The organism is Merdimonas faecis (assembly GCF_001754075.1).
Classification (GTDB): Bacteria; Bacillota; Clostridia; order Lachnospirales; family Lachnospiraceae; genus Merdimonas; species Merdimonas faecis.
Genome location: NZ_MIEH01000012.1, coordinates 42,631 through 61,213, shown reverse-complemented (window position 1 = coordinate 61,213; position 18,583 = coordinate 42,631). Strand labels below are relative to the sequence as shown.

General features: G+C 48.3%; 24 protein-coding genes and 2 tRNA genes. 7 read left to right on the top strand and 19 right to left on the bottom strand.

Going from position 1 to position 18,583, the window contains the following annotated elements; translation table 11 throughout:
• Positions 1 to 51: 51 nt before the first annotated feature.
• The 3 genes from BKD12_RS05805 to BKD12_RS05795 all read right to left on the bottom strand — a co-directional run bounded on the left by BKD12_RS05805 (position 52) and on the right by BKD12_RS05795 (position 1,937).
• Positions 52 to 321 carry an acylphosphatase gene (locus BKD12_RS05805; RefSeq protein ID WP_070088370.1) on the bottom strand — a complete coding sequence of 90 codons (270 nt, stop codon included), beginning with the start codon at positions 319 to 321 and terminating at the stop codon, positions 52 to 54.
• Between the two features lie 127 nt (positions 322 to 448).
• Positions 449 to 1,384 (bottom strand): DUF1848 domain-containing protein, encoded by a 936-nt coding sequence (locus BKD12_RS05800; RefSeq protein WP_070088369.1) that lies wholly within the window; start codon positions 1,382 to 1,384, stop codon positions 449 to 451.
• A gap of 16 nt (positions 1,385 to 1,400) precedes the next feature.
• Complete coding sequence (locus BKD12_RS05795) at positions 1,401 to 1,937, bottom strand: HD domain-containing protein (RefSeq protein WP_070088368.1); 537 nt, start codon at positions 1,935 to 1,937, stop codon at positions 1,401 to 1,403.
• 180 nt (positions 1,938 to 2,117) lie between these two features.
• On the opposite strand from BKD12_RS05795, the gene fabG reads away from it, so the two are divergent.
• Positions 2,118 to 2,852 (top strand): 3-oxoacyl-ACP reductase FabG, encoded by a 735-nt coding sequence (gene fabG, locus BKD12_RS05790; RefSeq protein WP_070088367.1) that lies wholly within the window; start codon positions 2,118 to 2,120, stop codon positions 2,850 to 2,852.
• Between the two features lie 89 nt (positions 2,853 to 2,941).
• Here fabG and xth read toward each other — a convergent pair whose 3' ends face one another.
• The 8 genes from xth to arcC form a co-directional block, all read right to left on the bottom strand.
• On the bottom strand, positions 2,942 to 3,703 hold the full coding sequence (xth, locus tag BKD12_RS05785) for an exodeoxyribonuclease III (protein WP_070088366.1): 762 nt from the start codon (positions 3,701 to 3,703) through the stop codon (positions 2,942 to 2,944).
• A gap of 39 nt (positions 3,704 to 3,742) precedes the next feature.
• Positions 3,743 to 4,477 carry a tRNA pseudouridine(38-40) synthase TruA gene (gene truA, locus BKD12_RS05780; protein WP_070088365.1) on the bottom strand — a complete coding sequence of 245 codons (735 nt, stop codon included), beginning with the start codon at positions 4,475 to 4,477 and terminating at the stop codon, positions 3,743 to 3,745.
• 29 nt (positions 4,478 to 4,506) lie between these two features.
• A complete protein-coding gene (nrdR, locus tag BKD12_RS05775; RefSeq protein ID WP_070088364.1) occupies positions 4,507 to 4,956 on the bottom strand; it encodes a transcriptional regulator NrdR in 450 nt (149 codons plus the stop codon).
• 122 nt (positions 4,957 to 5,078) lie between these two features.
• The gene (locus BKD12_RS05770) at positions 5,079 to 5,330 is read right to left on the bottom strand and encodes a YlmC/YmxH family sporulation protein (RefSeq protein ID WP_070088377.1); all 252 of its coding nucleotides are present in this window, start codon (positions 5,328 to 5,330) and stop codon (positions 5,079 to 5,081) included.
• A gap of 123 nt (positions 5,331 to 5,453) precedes the next feature.
• Positions 5,454 to 6,662: an ABC transporter permease subunit gene (locus tag BKD12_RS05765; protein ID WP_070088363.1), complete on the bottom strand. Its 1,209-nt coding sequence runs from the start codon at positions 6,660 to 6,662 to the stop codon at positions 5,454 to 5,456.
• A 2-nt stretch (positions 6,663 to 6,664) separates the two neighbouring features.
• Complete coding sequence (locus BKD12_RS05760; protein WP_070088362.1) at positions 6,665 to 7,438, bottom strand: ABC transporter ATP-binding protein; 774 nt, start codon at positions 7,436 to 7,438, stop codon at positions 6,665 to 6,667.
• 129 nt (positions 7,439 to 7,567) lie between these two features.
• The gene (locus tag BKD12_RS05755) at positions 7,568 to 7,753 is read right to left on the bottom strand and encodes a ferredoxin (protein ID WP_070088361.1); all 186 of its coding nucleotides are present in this window, start codon (positions 7,751 to 7,753) and stop codon (positions 7,568 to 7,570) included.
• A gap of 59 nt (positions 7,754 to 7,812) precedes the next feature.
• A complete protein-coding gene (gene arcC / locus BKD12_RS05750) occupies positions 7,813 to 8,745 on the bottom strand; it encodes a carbamate kinase (RefSeq protein WP_070088360.1) in 933 nt (310 codons plus the stop codon).
• A gap of 170 nt (positions 8,746 to 8,915) precedes the next feature.
• Here arcC and BKD12_RS05745 point away from each other — a divergent pair, with 170 nt between their 5' ends.
• The 3 genes from BKD12_RS05745 to BKD12_RS05735 are packed head-to-tail and all read left to right on the top strand — an operon-like array spanning position 8,916 to position 11,552.
• Positions 8,916 to 9,407 (top strand): PH domain-containing protein, encoded by a 492-nt coding sequence (locus BKD12_RS05745; protein ID WP_070088359.1) that lies wholly within the window; start codon positions 8,916 to 8,918, stop codon positions 9,405 to 9,407.
• Positions 9,391 to 10,935 carry a PH domain-containing protein gene (locus BKD12_RS05740; protein WP_070088358.1) on the top strand — a complete coding sequence of 515 codons (1,545 nt, stop codon included), beginning with the start codon at positions 9,391 to 9,393 and terminating at the stop codon, positions 10,933 to 10,935. Before BKD12_RS05745 ends, BKD12_RS05740 begins: the two co-directional genes overlap by 17 nt.
• Positions 10,936 to 10,964: 29 nt before the next feature.
• A complete protein-coding gene (locus tag BKD12_RS05735; protein WP_070088357.1) occupies positions 10,965 to 11,552 on the top strand; it encodes a nucleotidyl transferase family protein in 588 nt (195 codons plus the stop codon).
• Positions 11,553 to 11,579: 27 nt separating this feature from the next.
• Here the strand turns inward: BKD12_RS05735 and dapB are convergent, their stop codons facing one another.
• Positions 11,580 to 12,395 (bottom strand): 4-hydroxy-tetrahydrodipicolinate reductase, encoded by an 816-nt coding sequence (gene dapB, locus BKD12_RS05730; RefSeq protein ID WP_070088356.1) that lies wholly within the window; start codon positions 12,393 to 12,395, stop codon positions 11,580 to 11,582.
• Positions 12,396 to 12,537: 142 nt separating this feature from the next.
• Between dapB and BKD12_RS05725 the strand changes: the two genes are divergently transcribed.
• Positions 12,538 to 12,612, top strand: a tRNA-Pro gene (locus BKD12_RS05725).
• Between the two features lie 489 nt (positions 12,613 to 13,101).
• Here BKD12_RS05725 and BKD12_RS05720 read toward each other — a convergent pair.
• The 4 genes from BKD12_RS05720 to BKD12_RS16425 all read right to left on the bottom strand — a co-directional run bounded on the left by BKD12_RS05720 (position 13,102) and on the right by BKD12_RS16425 (position 15,379).
• A tRNA-Ala gene (locus BKD12_RS05720) sits at positions 13,102 to 13,174 on the bottom strand.
• A 41-nt stretch (positions 13,175 to 13,215) separates the two neighbouring features.
• A complete protein-coding gene (gene trxA, locus BKD12_RS05715; RefSeq protein WP_070088355.1) occupies positions 13,216 to 13,524 on the bottom strand; it encodes a thioredoxin in 309 nt (102 codons plus the stop codon).
• Between the two features lie 14 nt (positions 13,525 to 13,538).
• Positions 13,539 to 14,321 (bottom strand): EcsC family protein, encoded by a 783-nt coding sequence (locus BKD12_RS05710; RefSeq protein WP_070088354.1) that lies wholly within the window; start codon positions 14,319 to 14,321, stop codon positions 13,539 to 13,541.
• A gap of 11 nt (positions 14,322 to 14,332) precedes the next feature.
• A complete protein-coding gene (locus BKD12_RS16425; protein WP_083262852.1) occupies positions 14,333 to 15,379 on the bottom strand; it encodes an NUDIX domain-containing protein in 1,047 nt (348 codons plus the stop codon).
• A gap of 171 nt (positions 15,380 to 15,550) precedes the next feature.
• Here BKD12_RS16425 and BKD12_RS05700 point away from each other — a divergent pair, with 171 nt between their 5' ends.
• Together BKD12_RS05700 and BKD12_RS05695 are read left to right on the top strand one after the other, a co-directional pair.
• The gene (locus tag BKD12_RS05700; RefSeq protein WP_070088353.1) at positions 15,551 to 16,453 is read left to right on the top strand and encodes an RluA family pseudouridine synthase; all 903 of its coding nucleotides are present in this window, start codon (positions 15,551 to 15,553) and stop codon (positions 16,451 to 16,453) included.
• Positions 16,453 to 16,731 (top strand): putative Se/S carrier protein, encoded by a 279-nt coding sequence (locus BKD12_RS05695; protein WP_070088352.1) that lies wholly within the window; start codon positions 16,453 to 16,455, stop codon positions 16,729 to 16,731. Before BKD12_RS05700 ends, BKD12_RS05695 begins: the two co-directional genes overlap by 1 nt.
• Here BKD12_RS05695 and saoD read toward each other — a convergent pair.
• The 3 genes from saoD to saoA are packed head-to-tail and all read right to left on the bottom strand — an operon-like array spanning position 16,721 to position 18,565.
• Entirely contained in the window at positions 16,721 to 17,053 is a 333-nt protein-coding gene (gene saoD / locus BKD12_RS05690) for a DsrE-related protein SaoD (protein ID WP_070088351.1), read from the bottom strand. The genes BKD12_RS05695 and saoD overlap by 11 nt on opposite strands.
• A gap of 29 nt (positions 17,054 to 17,082) precedes the next feature.
• Entirely contained in the window at positions 17,083 to 17,703 is a 621-nt protein-coding gene (saoL, locus tag BKD12_RS05685) for a MerB-like organometallic lyase SaoL (RefSeq protein WP_242872719.1), read from the bottom strand.
• A gap of 7 nt (positions 17,704 to 17,710) precedes the next feature.
• Positions 17,711 to 18,565, bottom strand: coding sequence for an ABC transporter ATP-binding protein SaoA (gene saoA / locus BKD12_RS05680; protein ID WP_070088349.1), 855 nt, complete (start codon positions 18,563 to 18,565; stop codon positions 17,711 to 17,713).
• Between the last annotated feature and the right edge of the window lie 18 nt (positions 18,566 to 18,583).

Below are 18,583 nucleotides of genomic sequence, written 5' to 3'. Positions count from 1 at the left end.
AATCCCCCGTCCCCAATGAAACTTTTTCCACATTTCCCACATCTATCCACACTATTTTACATAGAAACTCTGTTCTTTTTCCACCGGGATTTCTTCTGTATCAATCCAGTCTATTGTGATGAACTGATTGCGATTCAACCCTTCCATCAGCTTATAGATCAATGCCTCTCTGCCCTGGACTTCCAGAATCACCGTCCCGTCATATTCGTTTTCCACCCATCCGGTCAGGCCCAGCGACCGGGCAAGATACTTTGCTGTATAACGAAAACCAACTCCCTGGACCCGGCCATGGAATATCATCCGTTTCCTTATTTCACTCATGCTGCCATTGCCTTCTCTCTCGCCTCTATCCACATTATTTTCCACATCTTTTTTCTATTGTATATGAAAATGGGGATAATTGCAAATGGGGACGGGGGATTTCTGAAAATCCCCCGTCCCCATTTAATTATATCATCTCTGGCAGATCGAATAATGAAATCTGGTTGTCCCGAAGGGAGTGCATCTCTTTATCCGTGACCACCTCGTCTCCCCGCAGATCCCCGATCAGCAGCGGCGATTGCGGGTCGTGCTGCTGAATTTTTTTCTTTGCGCTTTCCAGGCTGTGCACCGCATAGCAATATTTACAGCCTCCGGTACAGGTGTCATAAGCCCCGATATCGATACTCTCCACGCAGCAGCATTCTCTCCTTTGTCCTGCGTCTTTCTTCACATCCAGCTTGTATCCCGCGATCTGATGAATCTTATCTTTATCTATACAGGCCCCGTGGCGGATCCCGTACCGCTTCAGATCCAACTTTTCCGCACAGCTGTAAAGCGGAAGCTTATATTTGCCCGCAATCCTTCCAAGTCCCGATGCAAGATCCTCAATGTCCTCTGCCTCCAGCTCGCCAAAAGGGCTTCCCCGATAAGCATCCACAAAACTTACTATACACCGGGTCGTAGCGTCATGCAGCCATTCACACATCATCTCGAATTTCTCCAGATGATAGGACTTTGAATATTTTTTTGTCAGAAGTATCGGATCAAATCTCCAGTCCATCCGCTCCTTCCCCAGTTCCTCACTCATCAGGAGAAACGTTGCCATAGCCTCTGCCATCTCGGGAACTTCCGGTTCCAGATCCTGCCCATAATCCGTAATCGTCATCTGAAAATAGTACCGATATCCCATCTCGTCGATCTCCCGCAAAAAAGGACGCATCGGTTCCGGATTCTTACTCCAGAACACAATACAGTCCACCGTATCCGGTGATAATACGATACGGCTTACCTTTTTCCGGTTATAGGGATTCGGCACCAGAACTTCCCCTGCCCTTAAACGGTTCATAAACCACTCCGGGTATCTGGCCGGGAGATCCGTCCGCCTGCTCGCACTGATAATCATTTCTGCCTTCGTCCTTCTACCCAAAATTTTTCTCAATCAGCCTGCAGTATTCTTCATACGCCGCAACTCCGCAAAATCCTTCCTGCAGCGCGTCCCTGACCCCCTTATAGTACCACCCGATCGTATTTTTATCCTTCATCCGGAACCGGTTCCACAGCTCCTCTCCCACGATCGGATAGTCCCTGTCAATATCCCGCATGTTGGACAGCTTGTCCGCAAGGCCGATCATCTGCACCTCCCGGGACGCCGTCCGCAAGTGCTCAATGGTCGCCCGCTTCCGCTCCATCCAGGTACGGGACTTATCCTCACTTTCCTGCGCCACCATAGACGCCACCCGCTCGGAAAACGTCTGGGCCAGGATCCTCTGGGAAATCCCCTCGCAATCCTCAATGGTATCATGAAGAATCGCCGCACTGATCACTTCCTCGTCTCTGGTCATAGTCGATACAATATCTCCCACCTCAATAGGATGGACGATATAGGGCCTGCTGGTCCCCTTACGTAACTGCCCCTCATGGGCTTTCGTTGCAAACTCGATCGCTTTATCGATCATACTGCACCTCTTTCTTCGATTATGCAGGCTGACGCTGCCAATCTATTTAAATCATATCACTTGAATCTTTTCTTCGCAATAATTCCGGGGTATAATCTTACTAGTACCGCTGTCCCGTACACATACCCGGGATAACAGCGCGCCAGATTTCACCGTCATGAACAAAAAAGGAGTATCTATATGCAAAAACAAACCGTACTGATCACCGGAGCTTCCAGAGGCATTGGCAAAAGCACCGCCCTTCTTTTCGCCTCCCGCGGCTTCCGGGTATTTCTAAACTGCCGAAATTCTGTAGATGCTTTAAAAGAGCTACAATGCACAATCCAGGAAACCTGCCACACAGACTGCCACATTGTTCCCGGCGACGTAGGCGATCCCTCCTGCGTAAGAGATATCTTTCAAAAGATCTCCCAGGTGTGCGAAGGCGTGGACATCCTGATCAATAATGCAGGCATCGCCCACATCGGACTTCTTATGGATATGTCGGACGAAGATTGGGACCGGATCATCCACACCAATCTTTCTTCCGTCTTTTACTGCTGCCGGGCCGCTATCCCCCATATGGTCTCCCGACAGTCCGGGCGGATCATCAATATTTCCTCTATGTGGGGGACCTCCGGCGCCTCCTGTGAGGCAGCCTACTCCGCCTCCAAGGCCGGCGTGGACGGCCTGACAAAATCACTGGCTAAAGAGCTTGCCCCAAGCGGTATCCCAGTCAATGCCGTCTCATTCGGAGTCATTGACACTGCCATGAACAGCCAGTTATCAGAGGATGAACGCCTTGCCCTGGAAGAAGAGATTCCTATGGGACGCTTCGCCTCTCCCGAAGAGGCCGCCCGGCTGATCTACGAAATCGCCCTGTCGCCCACATACCTCACCGGACAGATCATCCGCATGGATGGCGGATTTCTGTAACCCCCTGCAAAGCCGCGGATTAAAAGCACTTCCGTCCCACCGCAAACATCTGCTGCCCCTAAAAAACTATAGCAGAAAAGGAGGCTTTTCTAGGCCTCCTCTTTCATCTCTAACAGAACCGGACAATGATCCGATCCATAAATATCTGTCAAAATCTTTGCATCTACCAGGCGGTCTTTCAGGCACTGGGACACACAGAAATAATCAATGCGCCACCCCGCATTTTTCTCCCTTGCACGGAAACGATAGGACCACCAGGAATAAATCCCCTCTGCCTCCGGATAAAAATAGCGGAACGTATCAATAAACCCGGCATCCAGAAGCTGGGTAAACTTCGCCCTCTCTTCGTCGGTAAACCCGGCGTTTTTCCGGTTAGTCTTCGGATTCTTCAGATCAATTTCCTTATGCGCCACGTTTAAATCCCCGCAGAAGACTACTGGCTTTTTCTCCTCCAGCTTCTTCAGATATGCAAGGAACGCATCTTCCCATTCCATCCGATAGGAAAGTCTTGCCAGCTCACTCTGCGAATTCGGCGTATAAACAGTCACAAAATAAATATCCTCAAATTCCAGTGTGATCACGCGGCCCTCTTTGTCGTGCTCCTCGATCCCCATGCCATAGGACACCTGGAGCGGTTCCTTCTTCGTAAAAATGGCGGTTCCGGAATACCCCTTCCTTTCGGCATAATTCCAGTACTGGTAATATCCCGGCGTCTCAAGATCCAGCTGCCCTTCCTGCATTTTGGACTCCTGGATACAGAAAATATCAGCATCCAGCTCTTTAAATACGTCCTGGAACCCTTTCTGCACGCAGGCCCGGATCCCGTTTACATTCCACGAAACAAACTTCATGATTCAGCGTCCTCCATCAATATCTAAGGTTCTGTATTCCTAATAATATACCTTCCTCAGGAACAGGCCTCTGGCCGGCGCCAGAAATCCTGCCAGGCTTCTGTCCTCTGCCGCTATCACGACCGGCAGCATGGAGCCGTCCCTCTTCCCGGCTCCCACTTCCAGAAGCGTCCCCGTCATGATCCTGACCATATGATACAAAAATCCGGTTCCATAATAGGTAATGCGGACTTTTTCTCCATTCCGGACGATCTTGATGTTTGTCACCCGGCGCACCGGATCTTTACAGTCTTTGTCATCCGTAAAGCTGGTAAAGTTCTTTGGTCCGATCAGATAATCAGCCGCATTCCGCATAGCTTCTATATCCAGCTTCACCGGATAGTGATAGCAGTGCCGTCTGGAAAACACATCCGGCTTTTCGCGGCAGTCAATATAATATTCGTACTTCTTTCCCTTTGCACTCTTTCTGGCATGGAACCCGTTCTTTACCAATTCTGCCTTTACGATACGGATATCCTCCGGCAGATACCGGTTCAGGGAATCTTTAAGTTCTTTCGTGTCATACAGCTTGGACAATTTCACAGACGCCACCTGGCCTCTGGCATGAACGCCGGCATCCGTCCGCCCCGCGCCGTCCACGTGTACCCGATAGCCTACCAGCTTCCCAATGCTCCATTCCAGCACAAACTGGATGGTATTGTCAGTCGTTGCCTGACGCTGCCACCCCTGATATCTGCTGCCATCATAAGAAATGGTCAATTTGTATGTTCTCATCTTCTATATCTCACCCAATCTTCGATCGTTTATTCCAAAATCTTCTTCAACTCATCCATAAAGGTATTTACATCCTTAAACTCCCTGTATACTGATGCAAATCTGACATATGCCACCTCATCCAGCCCTTTCAGTTCTTCCATAACAATCTCGCCGATCTTGCTGCTTGGAATCTCTTTTGCTTCCATACTGAAGATCTTCGTCTCAATGCGGTCCACGGCTGCCTGGATCTTCTCAGTCGGCACAGGCCTTTTGTAGCATGCGCGGAGCACACCGCTTTCAATCTTATCACGGTGATACTGCTCTCTGGTTGAGTCCTTTTTTATCACGATCAGCGGAATCGTCTCCACTTTCTCATAGGTTGTAAACCGCTTTCCGCACACATCGCAGGAACGGCGTCTGCGAATAGAGCAGCCGTCATCGGCAGGTCTGGAATCTATCACTCTGGTGTCCGGATGATTACAATATGGGCATTTCATTCTAGCATTCGTTCCTTTCTTTCTCAGACAAAACAATCCATTCAATATGCATCTGTATAATTACTAGTATATCTGCCCGTCATACAGAAGTCAAACTACTTTTTGCCATGTCCCTGTACTTTTTATCGCGGCTTTCCATTTCTTTCATGAATCTCTACCAGGATAATATCCGGTCCTATCTTTTTCACACAGGCATAGGGAATCACATACTCTTCCCCGTCACAGAAAAATCCGCAAAGTTTACCGCTTTTGGGCACGATCAATGCCTCAATCCTGCCCGTACATTCCTCAATGATCAGGTCTGCCACAAACCCGAGACGCTTGCAGTCGCAGGCATTGATCACCTCTTTTTCCTCCAGTTCACACAGCCGCATACCGCCACCGCCTTTCCTTATGGCCATAGCTCTTATGTTCTGCCGGAACGCTCCTTTTGACCATTCCGCAAAAATAAGCCGCATATACCGTTGCTTTAGTATATGCGGCCGCTTCTTGTCTGGTTATGCAGACATCACTTTTTCACTTTCAAATGCTTTTACGATGACTCCTGTCAGCACTCCGCCGATCACCAGTGTCTCTACAAGAGTTACTGCATACTGTGCAAGAGTTGTCTCCTGAGTCAGGATCCCCTGCAGCGTAAGTGCTGTATTATAAAGAGGTATCATATAGCTGGACGAATCTGTCTCTCCAAAATTAAACATTGTCACAAGCCCGATCACCAGGATCAACATATAAGCCGGCATCACATATGTACTGGCTTCTTTTACCGATTTGGCAAACACCGAGAAAAGTGCAATGATACTGGAATACAGGAATGAGATCGCCACCAGCAGGAAGGCCAGCATCAGGATCTGACGGATACTAAGCTGGATATTCAGATCTCCCGCACCTCCAAAGCTGTCCATCATCATCGGCGCACAGACTACCATGGCCGCCACGTAGATCAGCGAAGAAAGTCCGGAAATCACCATCAGGGAAAATACTTTTCCTAATACAATAGAGCTTCGTTTGATCGGAGAAACCAGCAGGCTTGCCATCGTTCCCCTTTCCTTTTCTCCGGCGATCATATCCGTACCGATCCCCATGGCTCCTGCAAACAAAAGGATGGTGATGAAATACGGGAGCATCATGCCGATGGCTCTGCCGCTTGCCTTCTCCTCATCCTGAATATACATCTCGTCATTGTCTGCGTTGACCTGGAAAACTACCAGGCTCTCCATATCGCCTACCCGCTGGGACAAAAGCGTCTGGCGGTAAGTTTCCAGCACCTGCGTCAGATTGTCTGCCGCCTGGGTGGAATACTCCTCTGACGGGTTCTGATAAGTCTTGATCTGTGGGATCTGATCTCCTTCCTGATAACCAGCTACTGCCTGCTCAAGATTTTCCGGAAATTCCACGATCAAATCCGCATCCCCGCTTAAAATCTCAGCTTTTGCATCCTCCATCTGCGCATCCGTGTCAATGGCCGTAATATTACACTTCACTCCGGAATTCTCCAGAATCTGCCGAAAGGATTCTGGCTCATTCATCATATATACATTTGATATGTGAGATTCAATATTGTTCTCCATGTTGGAAGCAAGCACATTAATGATCGACAAAATAGCAATCATGATGATCACCGGCAACAGGAATACGGAAAAGATCATTTTTTTATCCCTGAAAATCCTTGCCAGTTCTTTTCCAAATATCTGTCTGATCCCGCTCATACTTATGCCTCCCCCTTTCTGTCCTTGTAAAACTCAAAAAATGCGTCCTCCAGATCCGAGGCATTGGTCTGAGTCAGCAGCTCTTCAAGTGTACCTTCCGCCACCTTGGAGCCATCGATGATAATGCCGATCCGGTCACACAGCTTTTCCGCTTCTGACATGATATGGGTAGAAACGATCACCAGCTTTCCCTCGTCGCGCAGCTTTTTCAGATAGTCAGTCACACACCTGGCAGTAATGATATCCAGTCCGTTGGTAGGTTCATCAAATATAATGATATCCGGATCGTGTACCAGACTGACTGCAATGGCAGCCTTCTGTTTCATTCCTGTAGAAAGCTCCTTGATCTTTTTCCCTGCAAACTCCTGGATTCCAAAATATGTAAACAGTTCTTTTCTTCTTCTTTCGATCTCCTGTTCCGGCACCCGGTGAAGACGTCCGAAGAAACGGAACATGTAATCCACGTCAAACTGGTCGTCCAGCTTAATATCGCTGGTCAGAAATCCGATACAGTTACGCACCTCTTCCGGCTCTTTGCGCACCTCATGTCCATTGACATAGATTTCTCCCCCGGTGGGCCGGATCAGCGTGGAAATACAGCGGAGCGTTGTCGTCTTCCCGGCCCCGTTCGGTCCCAGAAGTCCATAGATTTCTCCTTCTTTGGCTGTCAGGTCCAGGTGGTCTACCGCCGTCTTCCTGGGATTTTTTGTCTTGGCCTCTGCCATCTGTTTTTTGCTCAGCTTAAATACCTTTGTCAGTTGTCTGATCTCAATCATAGCTCTCTCCTCTTAATCTTGAAATCAATTTGTATTATTATGTTGGTACAATCGTACTGCTTTCCGGTTCATTTGTCAAGAAAAAAGGATGGAAAATTTTTTCCCATCCTTTTACATCTTCTTTACAGTTTATCCTTCCAGGCTGATCACAGATACCGGGCAGGCATCCCTGGCCTCCTCAGCCGCATATTCATATTCCGGCGCCACCTCCGCATACGCTTCCGCTTCTCCGTCGTCATTAAACCGGAACACCTCAGGGCATGCGGCCACACAGGCTCCGCAGGCCACACATCCATCCTCTACCTGAGCTTTCATATGGGTCATTCCTCCTTGTTTTTCGGATAGTATGCCCTGTATGCCTTATTTTTAAACATTTACCTGCCAATCCAGGTTCCGGTCTTGCCCTTTAATGCATCATTCAATTTGTCAAAAGATGTGATCAGCGCAGTCCTTCCTTCACCCTTTTCGATAAATTCTGTAGACGCTCTGAACTTCGGCAGCATGTTGTAAACACCAAAATGCCCTTCTTCCATATACCGCTTTGCTTCCTCCAGCGTGATCTCGCCCAGCTCTTCCTCCTCCGGTCTTCCCATGTTGATCTTCACCTTCTCCACGCTGGTCAGGATAATCAGCATATCGGCTTCCACTTCTTCTGCCAGCTTGCCGGCCGTAAGATCCTTTTCAATAACCGCGCTGGCGCCTTTCAGATGATTATCCTGCTGCAGGACCGGAATTCCTCCGCCTCCGCAGGCAATCACCACCTGGTCTGCATCAAGAAGCGCCCGGATAGCATCGATTTCAACAATCTTTCCCGGATTCGGGGCCGACACGATCCGCCGGAATCCTTTTCCCGGCTCTTCCACTACATAATTCCCTTTTTTCCGTTCCTGGCCTGCCTCTTCTGCATTCATGTAACGTCCCAGCACCTTCGTAGGCGTATAAAACGCCTCGTCATAGGGATCTACTACCACCTGTGTCAGGATGGTGCTTACCGTCCGGTAGATGCCCTGATCAAGGAGTGCTTCCCTGATCCCGTTCTGTAAATCATAGCCGATATATCCCTGGCTCATGGCAGAGCACACAGACATAGGCGCCGCCGTATAGTCCTGATGTGCCTTCCCGAATTCATTCATCGCTGTATGGATCATCCCTACCTGCGGCGCGTTACTGTGGGTGATCGCCGCCTGATAACCGGCCGCTACCATATCCGCGATGACCTTCGCCGTCTTCTTCACTGCTTCCTTCTGTTCCGGCAGCGTCGTTCCAAGCGCCCGGTGCCCCAGCGCCACCACTACTCTTTTCTTCATAAGCAATACCTCTGTTTTCTCATACTGTTTTATTGGCCTTGATATGATTAAAATTATAGGATGGATCCGTTAAAATTGCAACTATTATCCCTTTTCTCTAAATATGTTCTTGCAATTTCTTTCCGCCATCCATATAATTGTATTATATCATTAATACAAACGGAGGAGTTATGAATTACGAAAAATTATCGCGACAGGCTCTCAAATGCATGTATGTCGCCACTGCCGCAGGCAGTATCCTGACTCTTGCGATCCTTGGAGCTGTCAACTATTTTATCTTTTTCCCAAAGGATCTTGATATTGCAAAATCGGCCTCTCTTGCCGCTGCCCTTCTGATACTGATAAACATGCTGGTCAGTCCTTATTTCCGCTATCACCGCTATCGGTACCGGATCGATAAAGAAAGCATCGATATCCACGAAGGCTACCTGTTTACCAAACGAAACATTGTGCCTATCGAACGGCTCCACAAGCTGCAGACCACAAAAGGTCCCATAGATCAGTTTTTTGGCGTTTCCACTGTAGTCGTAACTACTGCAGGCGGCGATGTGGCTATCCGTCTCCTGGACGAGAAAAAAGCAGAGGAAATCGCTGACAGCCTGAGGCACCGCATCAACCAGATCGTAACAGAACAAAGGAGCGATTATGGAAACACCTATTAAATTCCGAAATCACATATCCATCGTACCAGAGCGCATGGGCCGTATGCTGGTCTTTCTTGCAGCCCTTTTCTTTGGCAGTCTTGTGCAGAATCTTCCGGATCTCCTGGAGGAAGCCCGGAGCCTGTCGGAGGACCGAAACACCTTCCTTTTGACCCTCGGGGGAATCCTCCTGCTTTTTCTTTGCTTCCTGGGTTACCAGCTGCTGATCTGGGCAAAAACCTGGATCTACGTTTCCGAAGGCACCCTCGTTATCGAGCGCCGTACCCTGAACCGGAAAGTCCACACCATTGCGGTCCGGAACATTTCCAATATCAATACCGAGCAGAATCTTTTTGAGATGCTGATCGGCACCAGCAAGCTGAAGCTTGACACCAACAGCCTGTCCACGGCAGATAAGACCGACGTCAGGATCGTGCTGAAGACTTCCGATGCTGAAGCGTTCCGCTCCTATCTTCTATCCCTCCTTCATCCGGACCAGACAGATCCTGCGGAAGGGGAACACGGCCCGGAGCACTTACGCCCCGCCGGACCGGATACGTATGACATCCATGCCGGCCTTACAGATATCTGTGCCCATGGAATTTTTTCCATCAGCCTGCTTTCTGTTCTGGTACTGGCCGGCTGCGTCCTTGGAACCATCGGCGCCATTTCTGACACTGTCCAGACCGGATTTAGCGGAAACGGCCCTGTCGGCTTTCTGGTTTCTCTTCTTCTCGTCCTGGGGATCTTTTTTTCCGCACTCTGGGACATCCTGCGGGGATTTATCCAATACTATGACTTCAGGGCAACGCGTGCCGGAGACCGGATCCTGATTCAATACGGACTGCTCAAAAAGTCTTCCTATACAATCCCGGTGGATAAGATCCAGGCCCTGAAGCTTAACCAGTCACCGCTGGCCAGACTGACCGGACGCTATATGGCCGAGATCATTAATGTAGGCATGGGCGATGAAGCTTCAGAACGCAATTCCTTCCTGGTGCTCTATTGCAAAAAGGATATTCTTCGAAAGCGGCTTCTCAAACTCCTTCCAGAATTTTCCGGAGCCCTGGATGCAGATATTTCCCGTCAGCCCCGGTGTGTCTGGAGTGTGTGGCTGATCCCCGCCCTCCTTTTTGCGGCAGCAGCTTTTGCTTCCTGCCGGATCCTTCCACTATTTCTGCCGGTCCGGACACTCTTCTGCGTGGTTGCCGCAGCCGCAGCTGTCCTTTTCATGCTGCTCCTCCTGATCCTGCGTTATTACACGGCCGGAACAGATTTACAAAAAGACTATATTGTTCTCTGCAACGGATATTTCGGCCGTCATCTGATGATGACTGCTTACCGTCATATCCAGTATATCCAGCTGGAACAGAGCCCTCCTGCAAAATGGGGTCATATCAGCAAGGGAACCCTTTATCTCCTGGCATCCAGCGGAAACCAGGCGCAAAATATTCCTTTTTTCTCCGAAAAAAAGATTTCATTCCTCCGAGAAAGGCTCTTGCATCCGGAAGCTTCATCGGGGTATACTAATCCTATCGAAAAAAAATAGCTTACACAATGGAAAAGGGGAGAAAAAGAATGATCAAAACAGGCGTTGTACACGGAAGATTTCAGCCTCTTCATCTAAAACATATGGAATATATCCTGGCCGCAAAAATGCGCTGTCAGAAATTATACATCGGTATTACCAACCCGGACAGTCTCCACACCCGTGATTCCGTCCATGATATCCATCGTTCGGAACGTTCAGCCAACCCGCTGACTTACTTTGAGCGTTATGAGATGATCCGGGGCGCCATGGCAGAATTCCGGGTTCCGGAAACGGAATACGATATCCTTCCGTTCCCGATCAGCTGTCCGGAATACCTTCTTCAATATGTGCCAAAGGACGCCACTTATTATATGGGACTTTGCGACGAATGGGACGATGAGAAATATAAGATACTGAAGGACCTGGGCCTGAACATCGAAGTTCTCTGGCATAAGACCCTGGCCGAAAAGGGCGTGACTGCCTCCTGGATCCGAAGCTGCATTGCCACGGATCAGGAGTGGACACATCTGGTACCGAAAAGTGTCTCCCTCTATCTGACCGAACACGGACTGGACCAGCGCATCAAGCGCCTGGAACAGATGCGGATGGATGAAAAGAATACAGAATTGTTATAAACGTATATGATTTTAAAAGGCAGACTTTTATGAGTCTGCCTTCTTAAATCCCAGTACATCCTGGATCGTATAGAACCCGGCCGGCTTGTCCGCAAGATAGGCCGCACAGTCACAGGCTCCTCTGGCGAAGCACTCCCAGTTATAAGAGTGATGAGTGATCTCCAGTCTTTCTCCCATACCGCCGAAAAATACCGTATGGCTGCTCGGGATATTACCCGCGCGCAGAGAGTGATAGCCAATGGTCCCCGGAACTCTTGGGGACTCCCCCTTCTCTCTTCCATATACAGCAATATCGCCAATCTCTTTTCCCATGGCATGGGCCATGATCTCGCCCATTTCCCGCGAGGTCCCGCTGGGCACATCTTTCTTCCACTGATCATGCATTTCCAGGATCTCAATATCCACATCGTCCTTCAGGATCGATACTACAGTTTCCAAAAGCTTATTCATGACATTTACCATCTTAGACGTATTCGCCGCATAAAGCATAGGAATCTTTTCTGCCGCCTCTTTGAACTTTTGGATCTCTTCTTCTGTAAATCCGGTAGTACCGCAGACCAGAGCCTTTCCATGTGCCACAGCCTGTTCCAGCACGTCCATAGCCATTTCTTTGGTAGAAAAATCAATGATCACATCACAATTATCGATCACAGATTCCAGGTCGTCCGTTACCGGAACTCCCAGTTCCCGGCCAACCATAGCCACGGTCCCCAGATCCGCGCCAATATAGTCCCTCCCTTTGGGGCCTACGCCTGCCGTCAGCTCAAAATCCTCTCTTTCGGCCGCCACCTGGGTGATTAATTTCCCCATTTTCCCTTTTGGGCCTATTACGATTACTTTCATAGCATTTTACTCCCTTTCTGTAAAATATTTAATCCATTGAAATTATCATATCATAAATTTACCGGAAACTGGATAAAATAGATAAAAATACAAAAAACACTTGCAATATCCGACATAATTCGAGTATAATGTTATTTGTTATCGGGGTATGGCTCAGTTTGGTTAGAGCGCACGGCTGGGGGCCGTGAGGTCGCAGGTTCGAATCCTGTTACCCCGATTTTTCTTTATTCACAAGACTTTTGCATTATTTGCAGAATATGTAAATCTTAAACTGTCTTATCTTTTTGTTCTTTGTCCTTTCGACAAATTACCGAGGCGTAACAAAGTAATATATCTACCCAGGCAGCCGAGGGGCGTGCTGGTTCCCGATCCGAGTCTTGCGGAAAGGGGAAATACTTATGGATACATATGAAGAATTTATGATCATTCTGGCTGTAGCCAACTTAATCGTATCAATTCTGAATTTGAAAAATAAGTAAGCCGCCCTGCATCTTTGGTCGGATAGGACGGCTTACATAATGTAACTGTTTATTCGCCGGATCGGGTAGCTTGCACCTACCTGTCGGCTGTCTTGTTAGGTATATTATAGCAAATATGCTTTAAAAGTCAACTGCCCGATACTGCTGATACCGAGCGCCCAAAGAAGCAAAACCGCATATTTATAGGCCTTACAGCTGTTTGCCTAAATACGCGGTTCATAAAAAAATGGAGTATACGGGATTCGAACCCGTGACCTCCACACTGCCAGTGTGGCGCGCTCCCAACTGCGCTAATACCCCATCTCTGTTAGTATAGCACAGCGCACGCAAAAATCAAAGCACTATTTTAGTAAATCCAGCAGCTCGTCTTTCGGCTTATAGCCCATATCCCGCTTCACCATCTCGCCGTTTTTGAATACCAGGAAAGTAGGAATTGACATAACCTTATACTGTCTTGCCAGCTCCGGCTGCTGATCCACATCTACTTTGCAGATCTTTGCATCTGTCACCTCATCAGCAATTTCTTCTACGACAGGCCCCACCATCTGGCAGGGGCCGCACCAGGTTGCCCAGAAGTCTACCAATACCGGAACGTCTGCCTCCAGAACCTCCTTCTGAAAATTTTCCTTTGTCAAATGTAATACTGCCATTTTATTTCTCCTCTCTATATCTTCTTTCGCAGGAACCTCCGTTTATATTTCAGTTCCGCATAATCCGTGATTTTTTTGAGATAGACCGTATCGGCCGCACCGCCGGCAACCCCTACCACCGGGATTCCCTGCAGGAACTTCATATACAGAAGCGCCTCTGCCAATGCAGCAGCCGTCTCTTTACTTTGCTCCTTCCGTCCCTTTACAGTTTCCCCGATTCCGTTCTGGTCTATCCATGCATTCAGCAGGCTGTTATTTCGCTCCAGCTCCTCTCCTTTTTTAAGAGCTGTTTCAATCATTTTCAGGATAAACCATTGCTCCTTCTCGCTTTCATATTCAAAACCATAGCTTAATGCAATCTCGTACACACTTTTTAAAATAACCGCAGTAAACAGCGGTATATCCGGAAGGCCGATTCCCAGAAGTCCAAGCCCTACGCCTTCCACGCCGGAGATCATGAGATTTTTCATCCTGGTTCCCTGCGACTGTCTGCCAAAGGCTTTCACTGTTTTTCGGCTTTCTTTTAAGCCGGCGGCATATTCCCGGACCTGGTAGTCTGTCTTCTGCTGGTCTTTATTGTAAGTCTTTTCGATCAGTCCGGTTCCCTTTTCAAATACCAGATCAAATGCTTTTATAAACGCCGTATTCAAAGTTTCTTCCAGCTTTTCCGGGATCTTTTCCTCCAGCTTCTGCTGAAGGGCCGATGACGTCTTTTCTTCTCTTCGGCGCATCAGATAGCGGGCTTCTTTCTTTTTCAGCGCTGTCCATTCTTTTTCCCATCGGTTTTGACGAAACATCCTGCTTCCCCCTACGTTAACCTTTCAATCCTCTGCCCGGACCGGCTTTGCAGGTATTCCCCTACCATCCGGAACTCATCCAGGTAAATACAGTTTGCAAGCTCCCCGCTTTCCACCTGCTTCCGGCACTCCTCATAGTCCATCCAGATCACTTCCTCTACTTCGGATTCCTGGAGAGTCAGATCCTTGATCTCAACAGGCTCTGTATAAAGGTAGACCGAACTTAATTCATTGTCCCGGAACATTTTTCCATAAAACTCAGCCTCAAAAGCACCGTGATGTACACCGATAAATGTAAGGTCTTCTGCCTTCACCGTAAGCCCCAATTCTTCTTCCATTTCGCGCACGGCTGCCGGCAAAGGCTCGTCCCCAGCCATAATATGACCGGCCGAGGAAATGTCATAACAGCCCGGATTGGAATCTTTACAGGCGCTTCTTTTCTGAAGCAGCACGTCATATCCGCTTTCTTCATTTTCCCGAACGATCCACATATGGACGGTTCCATGAAGGCTGCCTTCCCGGTGAGCCACGCCCCGCTCTCTCACAATGCCGGTTTTGCTCCCGTCCGGATTCAGGATATCAAACAACTCCATGGATTCCCCGTTCAGAGCCGCATCCACCAGCTTGTCCTGCCCGTCATAGACCAGCTTTAAAGAAAAGAAATCCTGGTTCTCATCCAGCAGTCGGAAGAATATCTTATCCCCTTCCCAGATATTCAGCTTCCAGACCTTTTCGATATCCACCCATTCTAATTCCCCCTCATCACAGGGAACCGGCTCCCCTTCAAACCCATCTGCGGTAAACAACGACATATATTCTGTCACTCCGTTTCCGGAAACAAAGGTCACGATCCCTCGATATCGGTAGGAGGTCAGGGTATATCCGGTCTCCTCCTTCACCTCGCGGAGCACGCACTCTTCCGGGCTTTCATCTGCCTCAAAGTGTCCGCCCACTCCGATCCATTTATCCTTGTTGACATCATTCTTTTTCACCGTCCGGTGAAGCATCAGGTATTTCCCGTCTTTTTCGATATAACAAAGTGTACTTAATCCTGTCATTTTCTGCCTTCTTTGCTGTCTTCTTCCCTGTATTCGTTCCACTATCATACTACTGCATTTTAAGGGCATGCACAACTTAAAATTCTATGAAATCTTTTGACGGACAAATGCTATGTTTCTGTCTGTTTTGTGTTATACTTGCTTTACTGACATCATCAGGGAGGTATTTTCATGAATCGCACCATCAGCTATGACATTGACAGCCATTCCGAGGGGCTTCGGGTAGAACAGTTTCTCCGCCGCAAGGGATATTCTGCACAAAATCTTTCCACTATCAAGCGGATGCCGGAGAGCATCCTGGTAAACGGAGTGCATTATTATATGAAGCAGGCATTAAAATCCGGAGACCGCCTCCTCGTCAGGATCCAGGAAACAGAAAGTTCCAGGAATATTCCTCCAGTCTGCGCTCCTCTTTCCATCGTCTACGAGGATGAAGATCTGATCGTAGTCAACAAGCCCGCCGGGATGCCGATCCATCCTTCCCTGAACAACTATACCAACTCTCTGGCCAACGCCCTGGCCTGGTACTACCAGCAGCAGGGGAAACCTTTCATTTTCCGGTGCTGCAACCGGCTTGACCGGGATACCTCCGGCCTCACCGTCGTCGCAAAACATCTGGTCAGCGGAAACATTCTTTCCACTATGACAAAGAAAAAGGAGGTCCGCCGGGAATACCTTGCCGTTGTCCGGGGACATATCGCCCCGGAGTCCGGAACTATAAGTGCGCCGCTTACCCGCAAAGAAGGCACGATCATTGAACGGGTTGTGGATTTTGACCGGGGCGAACCTGCCGTCACTCATTACCACCTGATCCAGGAAGCCAATGGACACAGCCTGGTGTCTCTCCAGTTGGAGACCGGCCGAACCCATCAGATCCGGATCCACTTAAAGCACCTGGGCTTCCCACTTGTGGGAGACTACCTTTATAATCCTGACATGGAGTATATTAGCCGTCAGGCACTTCATTCTTTCCGGCTTTCCTTTCCGCATCCGATCACCGGAGAGGTCATGGATTTTACGGCCCCGCTGCCGGAAGATATGAGAAACATCCTGACAGAAAGGAGCAATCTTTAATGAAAAAACCGGACTTCTATTATATTATGGCCTTTAATACCACTACTGATGCCATACAGGCAGAAACCTATGCAAAGAACCGGATCTCTTCCACCATCATGCCGGTGCCCCGCGAAATCAGCAGCGGCTGCGGCCTGGCGCTCCGTTTTATGGAAACAGATGAACAGAGCATCCTTACATTCTGCAAGGATGCCCCACTAAATGGTTCACTGTATCGAATGGAAACAAGACGGGTCAATGGCCGTCATCCCATCAAAAAGATCCTGCCTACAGAGTGATCACCTGATCCACTCCCGCCGGCCCCAATGCCGCATATACATTTGGGAAGCAGCCAATCCCTGCCGGTGCGATCAGTTTGTCCGCAATATCCCTTTGATAACAGCATCTGTCACATGCCATCAAAAGCATACCGGTTTTCTCACTGAGTGCTTGAAGTCGGGCCGCAATGTCAGATCCTTCCACCAGCATATAGGCATTGTCAAAGAAGAACATCATTCCTGCAACCTCTGCTCCATGCCGATCCTCCTCCAGCTGAGGAATGATCATGTTTTCCAGAATCTCTCTTGCATACACCGATTCCAATAAATAAGCTACTTTCATATCAGTACCTCCTACATAATTGAAATTTTTTATACTTCAAATGTCGCCTTCGCCTCTTTTAAAGCTCTTTTTATATCTGCTTTGATGACTTTGTCTGGGTCCAGCTCCATATCCGTAACATATTGATCAAATTCTGCACTACTGCAGAAAAAATTCATTACGTTTCAGCAGGAACCCGCCCAGTTTGAAATCTCGCCAAGAGGGAATGTCAATGCCTGAAGTGTTTTGGGTTCGTAACTTTCCACTTCGCCACTTTTAATCTTTACATACACTGGTTTCCCACATCCTGCACATTCTGAAAAAATCTCCGTGTTCTGATGAAGCGTAAAGGCAGATCCAATAGCATCTATAGCACACATTGCAAAAAACTGCCGTCCGTCTTCCAGCACAACCCGATGGCTCGTCTCCAGTGCAGAAATCGGATAGATAAAATTTACATTTTTCTCTTCGTCGATTACCATGCCATCCCGTTCTATCAAACGTTCGATAATCTTCTCATATTCTTCATGGCTCATCTGCAATGCACAGACAGCTTCTTCCTCATCTCTTTCCAGATGAAACGCCCGTTGCCGGTCAATGGTAAACTGTATCACATACAGTCTCAGCTGGTTTTCTCTCTCCGTAAATTTTTGGTGCACATTCTGTGTCATTTGTTCCTTAACCTTTCTTCAGCCTTTCCGCTACTCCTTCTTCTATTTCTTCTGTCCGATGTATAAATTCCATGATATCCTTATCTTCCTGCGTATAAACCGCCCCATTCAATGCAGTTTTCAGGATATTTGTGAGTTCGTCCACATATTCATGATATTTCGGCGCCGTACGGTTCCTGGGCCTTGGCAGATCAATCTTCAGATCCTCCATGATCTTCCCATGATCCCTGGACATCACGATTACCCGGTCGCTTAAATATACAGATTCATCCACATCGTGAGTGACCATAAGAGACGTCACCTTTTTCTGCTGCAGGATACTTTCCAGCTGCACCTGCAAAAGCTGACGCATCTGGAAGTCCACAGCTCCCAAAGGCTCATCCATCAGAAGGATTCTCGGATCACATGCCAGCGCCCGCAGAAGAGCCACCCTCTGCTTCATACCGCCGGAGATTTCATGGATATAATAGTTCTCATATTCGGTCAACTGCGCCATAGCCAGAAGGTCATTCAGCCGTTTTCTTCTTTCTTCTTTATCCAGCTTCATTTTCTTCATAGGATATTCGATATTTTCTCCCACTTTCATCCATGGAAACAGTGCGTAATTCTGGAACATGAACGCCCGGTCTGGTCCTGGCTTTGTCACTTCTTCACCATTTACCTTGATAACTCCGCCGCTTGGCTTCTGAAAACCGGCAATGATGGTAAGTGTAGTAGTTTTCCCGCATCCGGAAGGCCCAAGAAGCGATACGAACTCTCCTTCCTGCACCTCAAATGAAACATCTTTTAATACCTGGTTCTCCGGTTCTGTCTTTCTTCTCCCTTTAAAGCTTTTTGATATCTTCTGTACTGAAATTGACATATAATTCGGCTCCTGTTT

Coding starts and splice junctions, on each gene's coding strand:
- trxA (WP_070088355.1), bottom strand. CDS start 13,524: ATGGCAGTATTACATTTGACAAAGGAAAATTTTCAGAAGGAGGTTCTG.
- BKD12_RS05710 (WP_070088354.1), bottom strand. CDS start 14,321: ATGTTTCGTCAAAACCGATGGGAAAAAGAATGGACAGCGCTGAAAAAG.
- arcC (WP_070088360.1), bottom strand. CDS start 8,745: ATGAAGAAAAGAGTAGTGGTGGCGCTGGGGCACCGGGCGCTTGGAACG.
- BKD12_RS05770 (WP_070088377.1), bottom strand. CDS start 5,330: ATGCGGCTGTGTGAACTGGAGGAAAAAGAGGTGATCAATGCCTGCGAC.
- BKD12_RS05765 (WP_070088363.1), bottom strand. CDS start 6,662: ATGAGCGGGATCAGACAGATATTTGGAAAAGAACTGGCAAGGATTTTC.
- truA (WP_070088365.1), bottom strand. CDS start 4,477: ATGAGAACATACAAATTGACCATTTCTTATGATGGCAGCAGATATCAG.
- BKD12_RS05700 (WP_070088353.1), top strand. CDS start 15,551: ATGAATCGCACCATCAGCTATGACATTGACAGCCATTCCGAGGGGCTT.
- BKD12_RS05695 (WP_070088352.1), top strand. CDS start 16,453: ATGAAAAAACCGGACTTCTATTATATTATGGCCTTTAATACCACTACT.
- saoA (WP_070088349.1), bottom strand. CDS start 18,565: ATGTCAATTTCAGTACAGAAGATATCAAAAAGCTTTAAAGGGAGAAGA.
- fabG (WP_070088367.1), top strand. CDS start 2,118: ATGCAAAAACAAACCGTACTGATCACCGGAGCTTCCAGAGGCATTGGC.
- BKD12_RS16425 (WP_083262852.1), bottom strand. CDS start 15,379: ATGACAGGATTAAGTACACTTTGTTATATCGAAAAAGACGGGAAATAC.
- BKD12_RS05735 (WP_070088357.1), top strand. CDS start 10,965: ATGATCAAAACAGGCGTTGTACACGGAAGATTTCAGCCTCTTCATCTA.
- nrdR (WP_070088364.1), bottom strand. CDS start 4,956: ATGAAATGCCCATATTGTAATCATCCGGACACCAGAGTGATAGATTCC.
- BKD12_RS05805 (WP_070088370.1), bottom strand. CDS start 321: ATGAGTGAAATAAGGAAACGGATGATATTCCATGGCCGGGTCCAGGGA.
- BKD12_RS05740 (WP_070088358.1), top strand. CDS start 9,391: ATGGAAACACCTATTAAATTCCGAAATCACATATCCATCGTACCAGAG.
- BKD12_RS05795 (WP_070088368.1), bottom strand. CDS start 1,937: ATGATCGATAAAGCGATCGAGTTTGCAACGAAAGCCCATGAGGGGCAG.
- BKD12_RS05755 (WP_070088361.1), bottom strand. CDS start 7,753: ATGAAAGCTCAGGTAGAGGATGGATGTGTGGCCTGCGGAGCCTGTGTG.
- BKD12_RS05745 (WP_070088359.1), top strand. CDS start 8,916: ATGAATTACGAAAAATTATCGCGACAGGCTCTCAAATGCATGTATGTC.
- BKD12_RS05800 (WP_070088369.1), bottom strand. CDS start 1,384: ATGATTATCAGTGCGAGCAGGCGGACGGATCTCCCGGCCAGATACCCG.
- saoD (WP_070088351.1), bottom strand. CDS start 17,053: ATGAAAGTAGCTTATTTATTGGAATCGGTGTATGCAAGAGAGATTCTG.
- xth (WP_070088366.1), bottom strand. CDS start 3,703: ATGAAGTTTGTTTCGTGGAATGTAAACGGGATCCGGGCCTGCGTGCAG.
- BKD12_RS05760 (WP_070088362.1), bottom strand. CDS start 7,438: ATGATTGAGATCAGACAACTGACAAAGGTATTTAAGCTGAGCAAAAAA.
- dapB (WP_070088356.1), bottom strand. CDS start 12,395: ATGAAAGTAATCGTAATAGGCCCAAAAGGGAAAATGGGGAAATTAATC.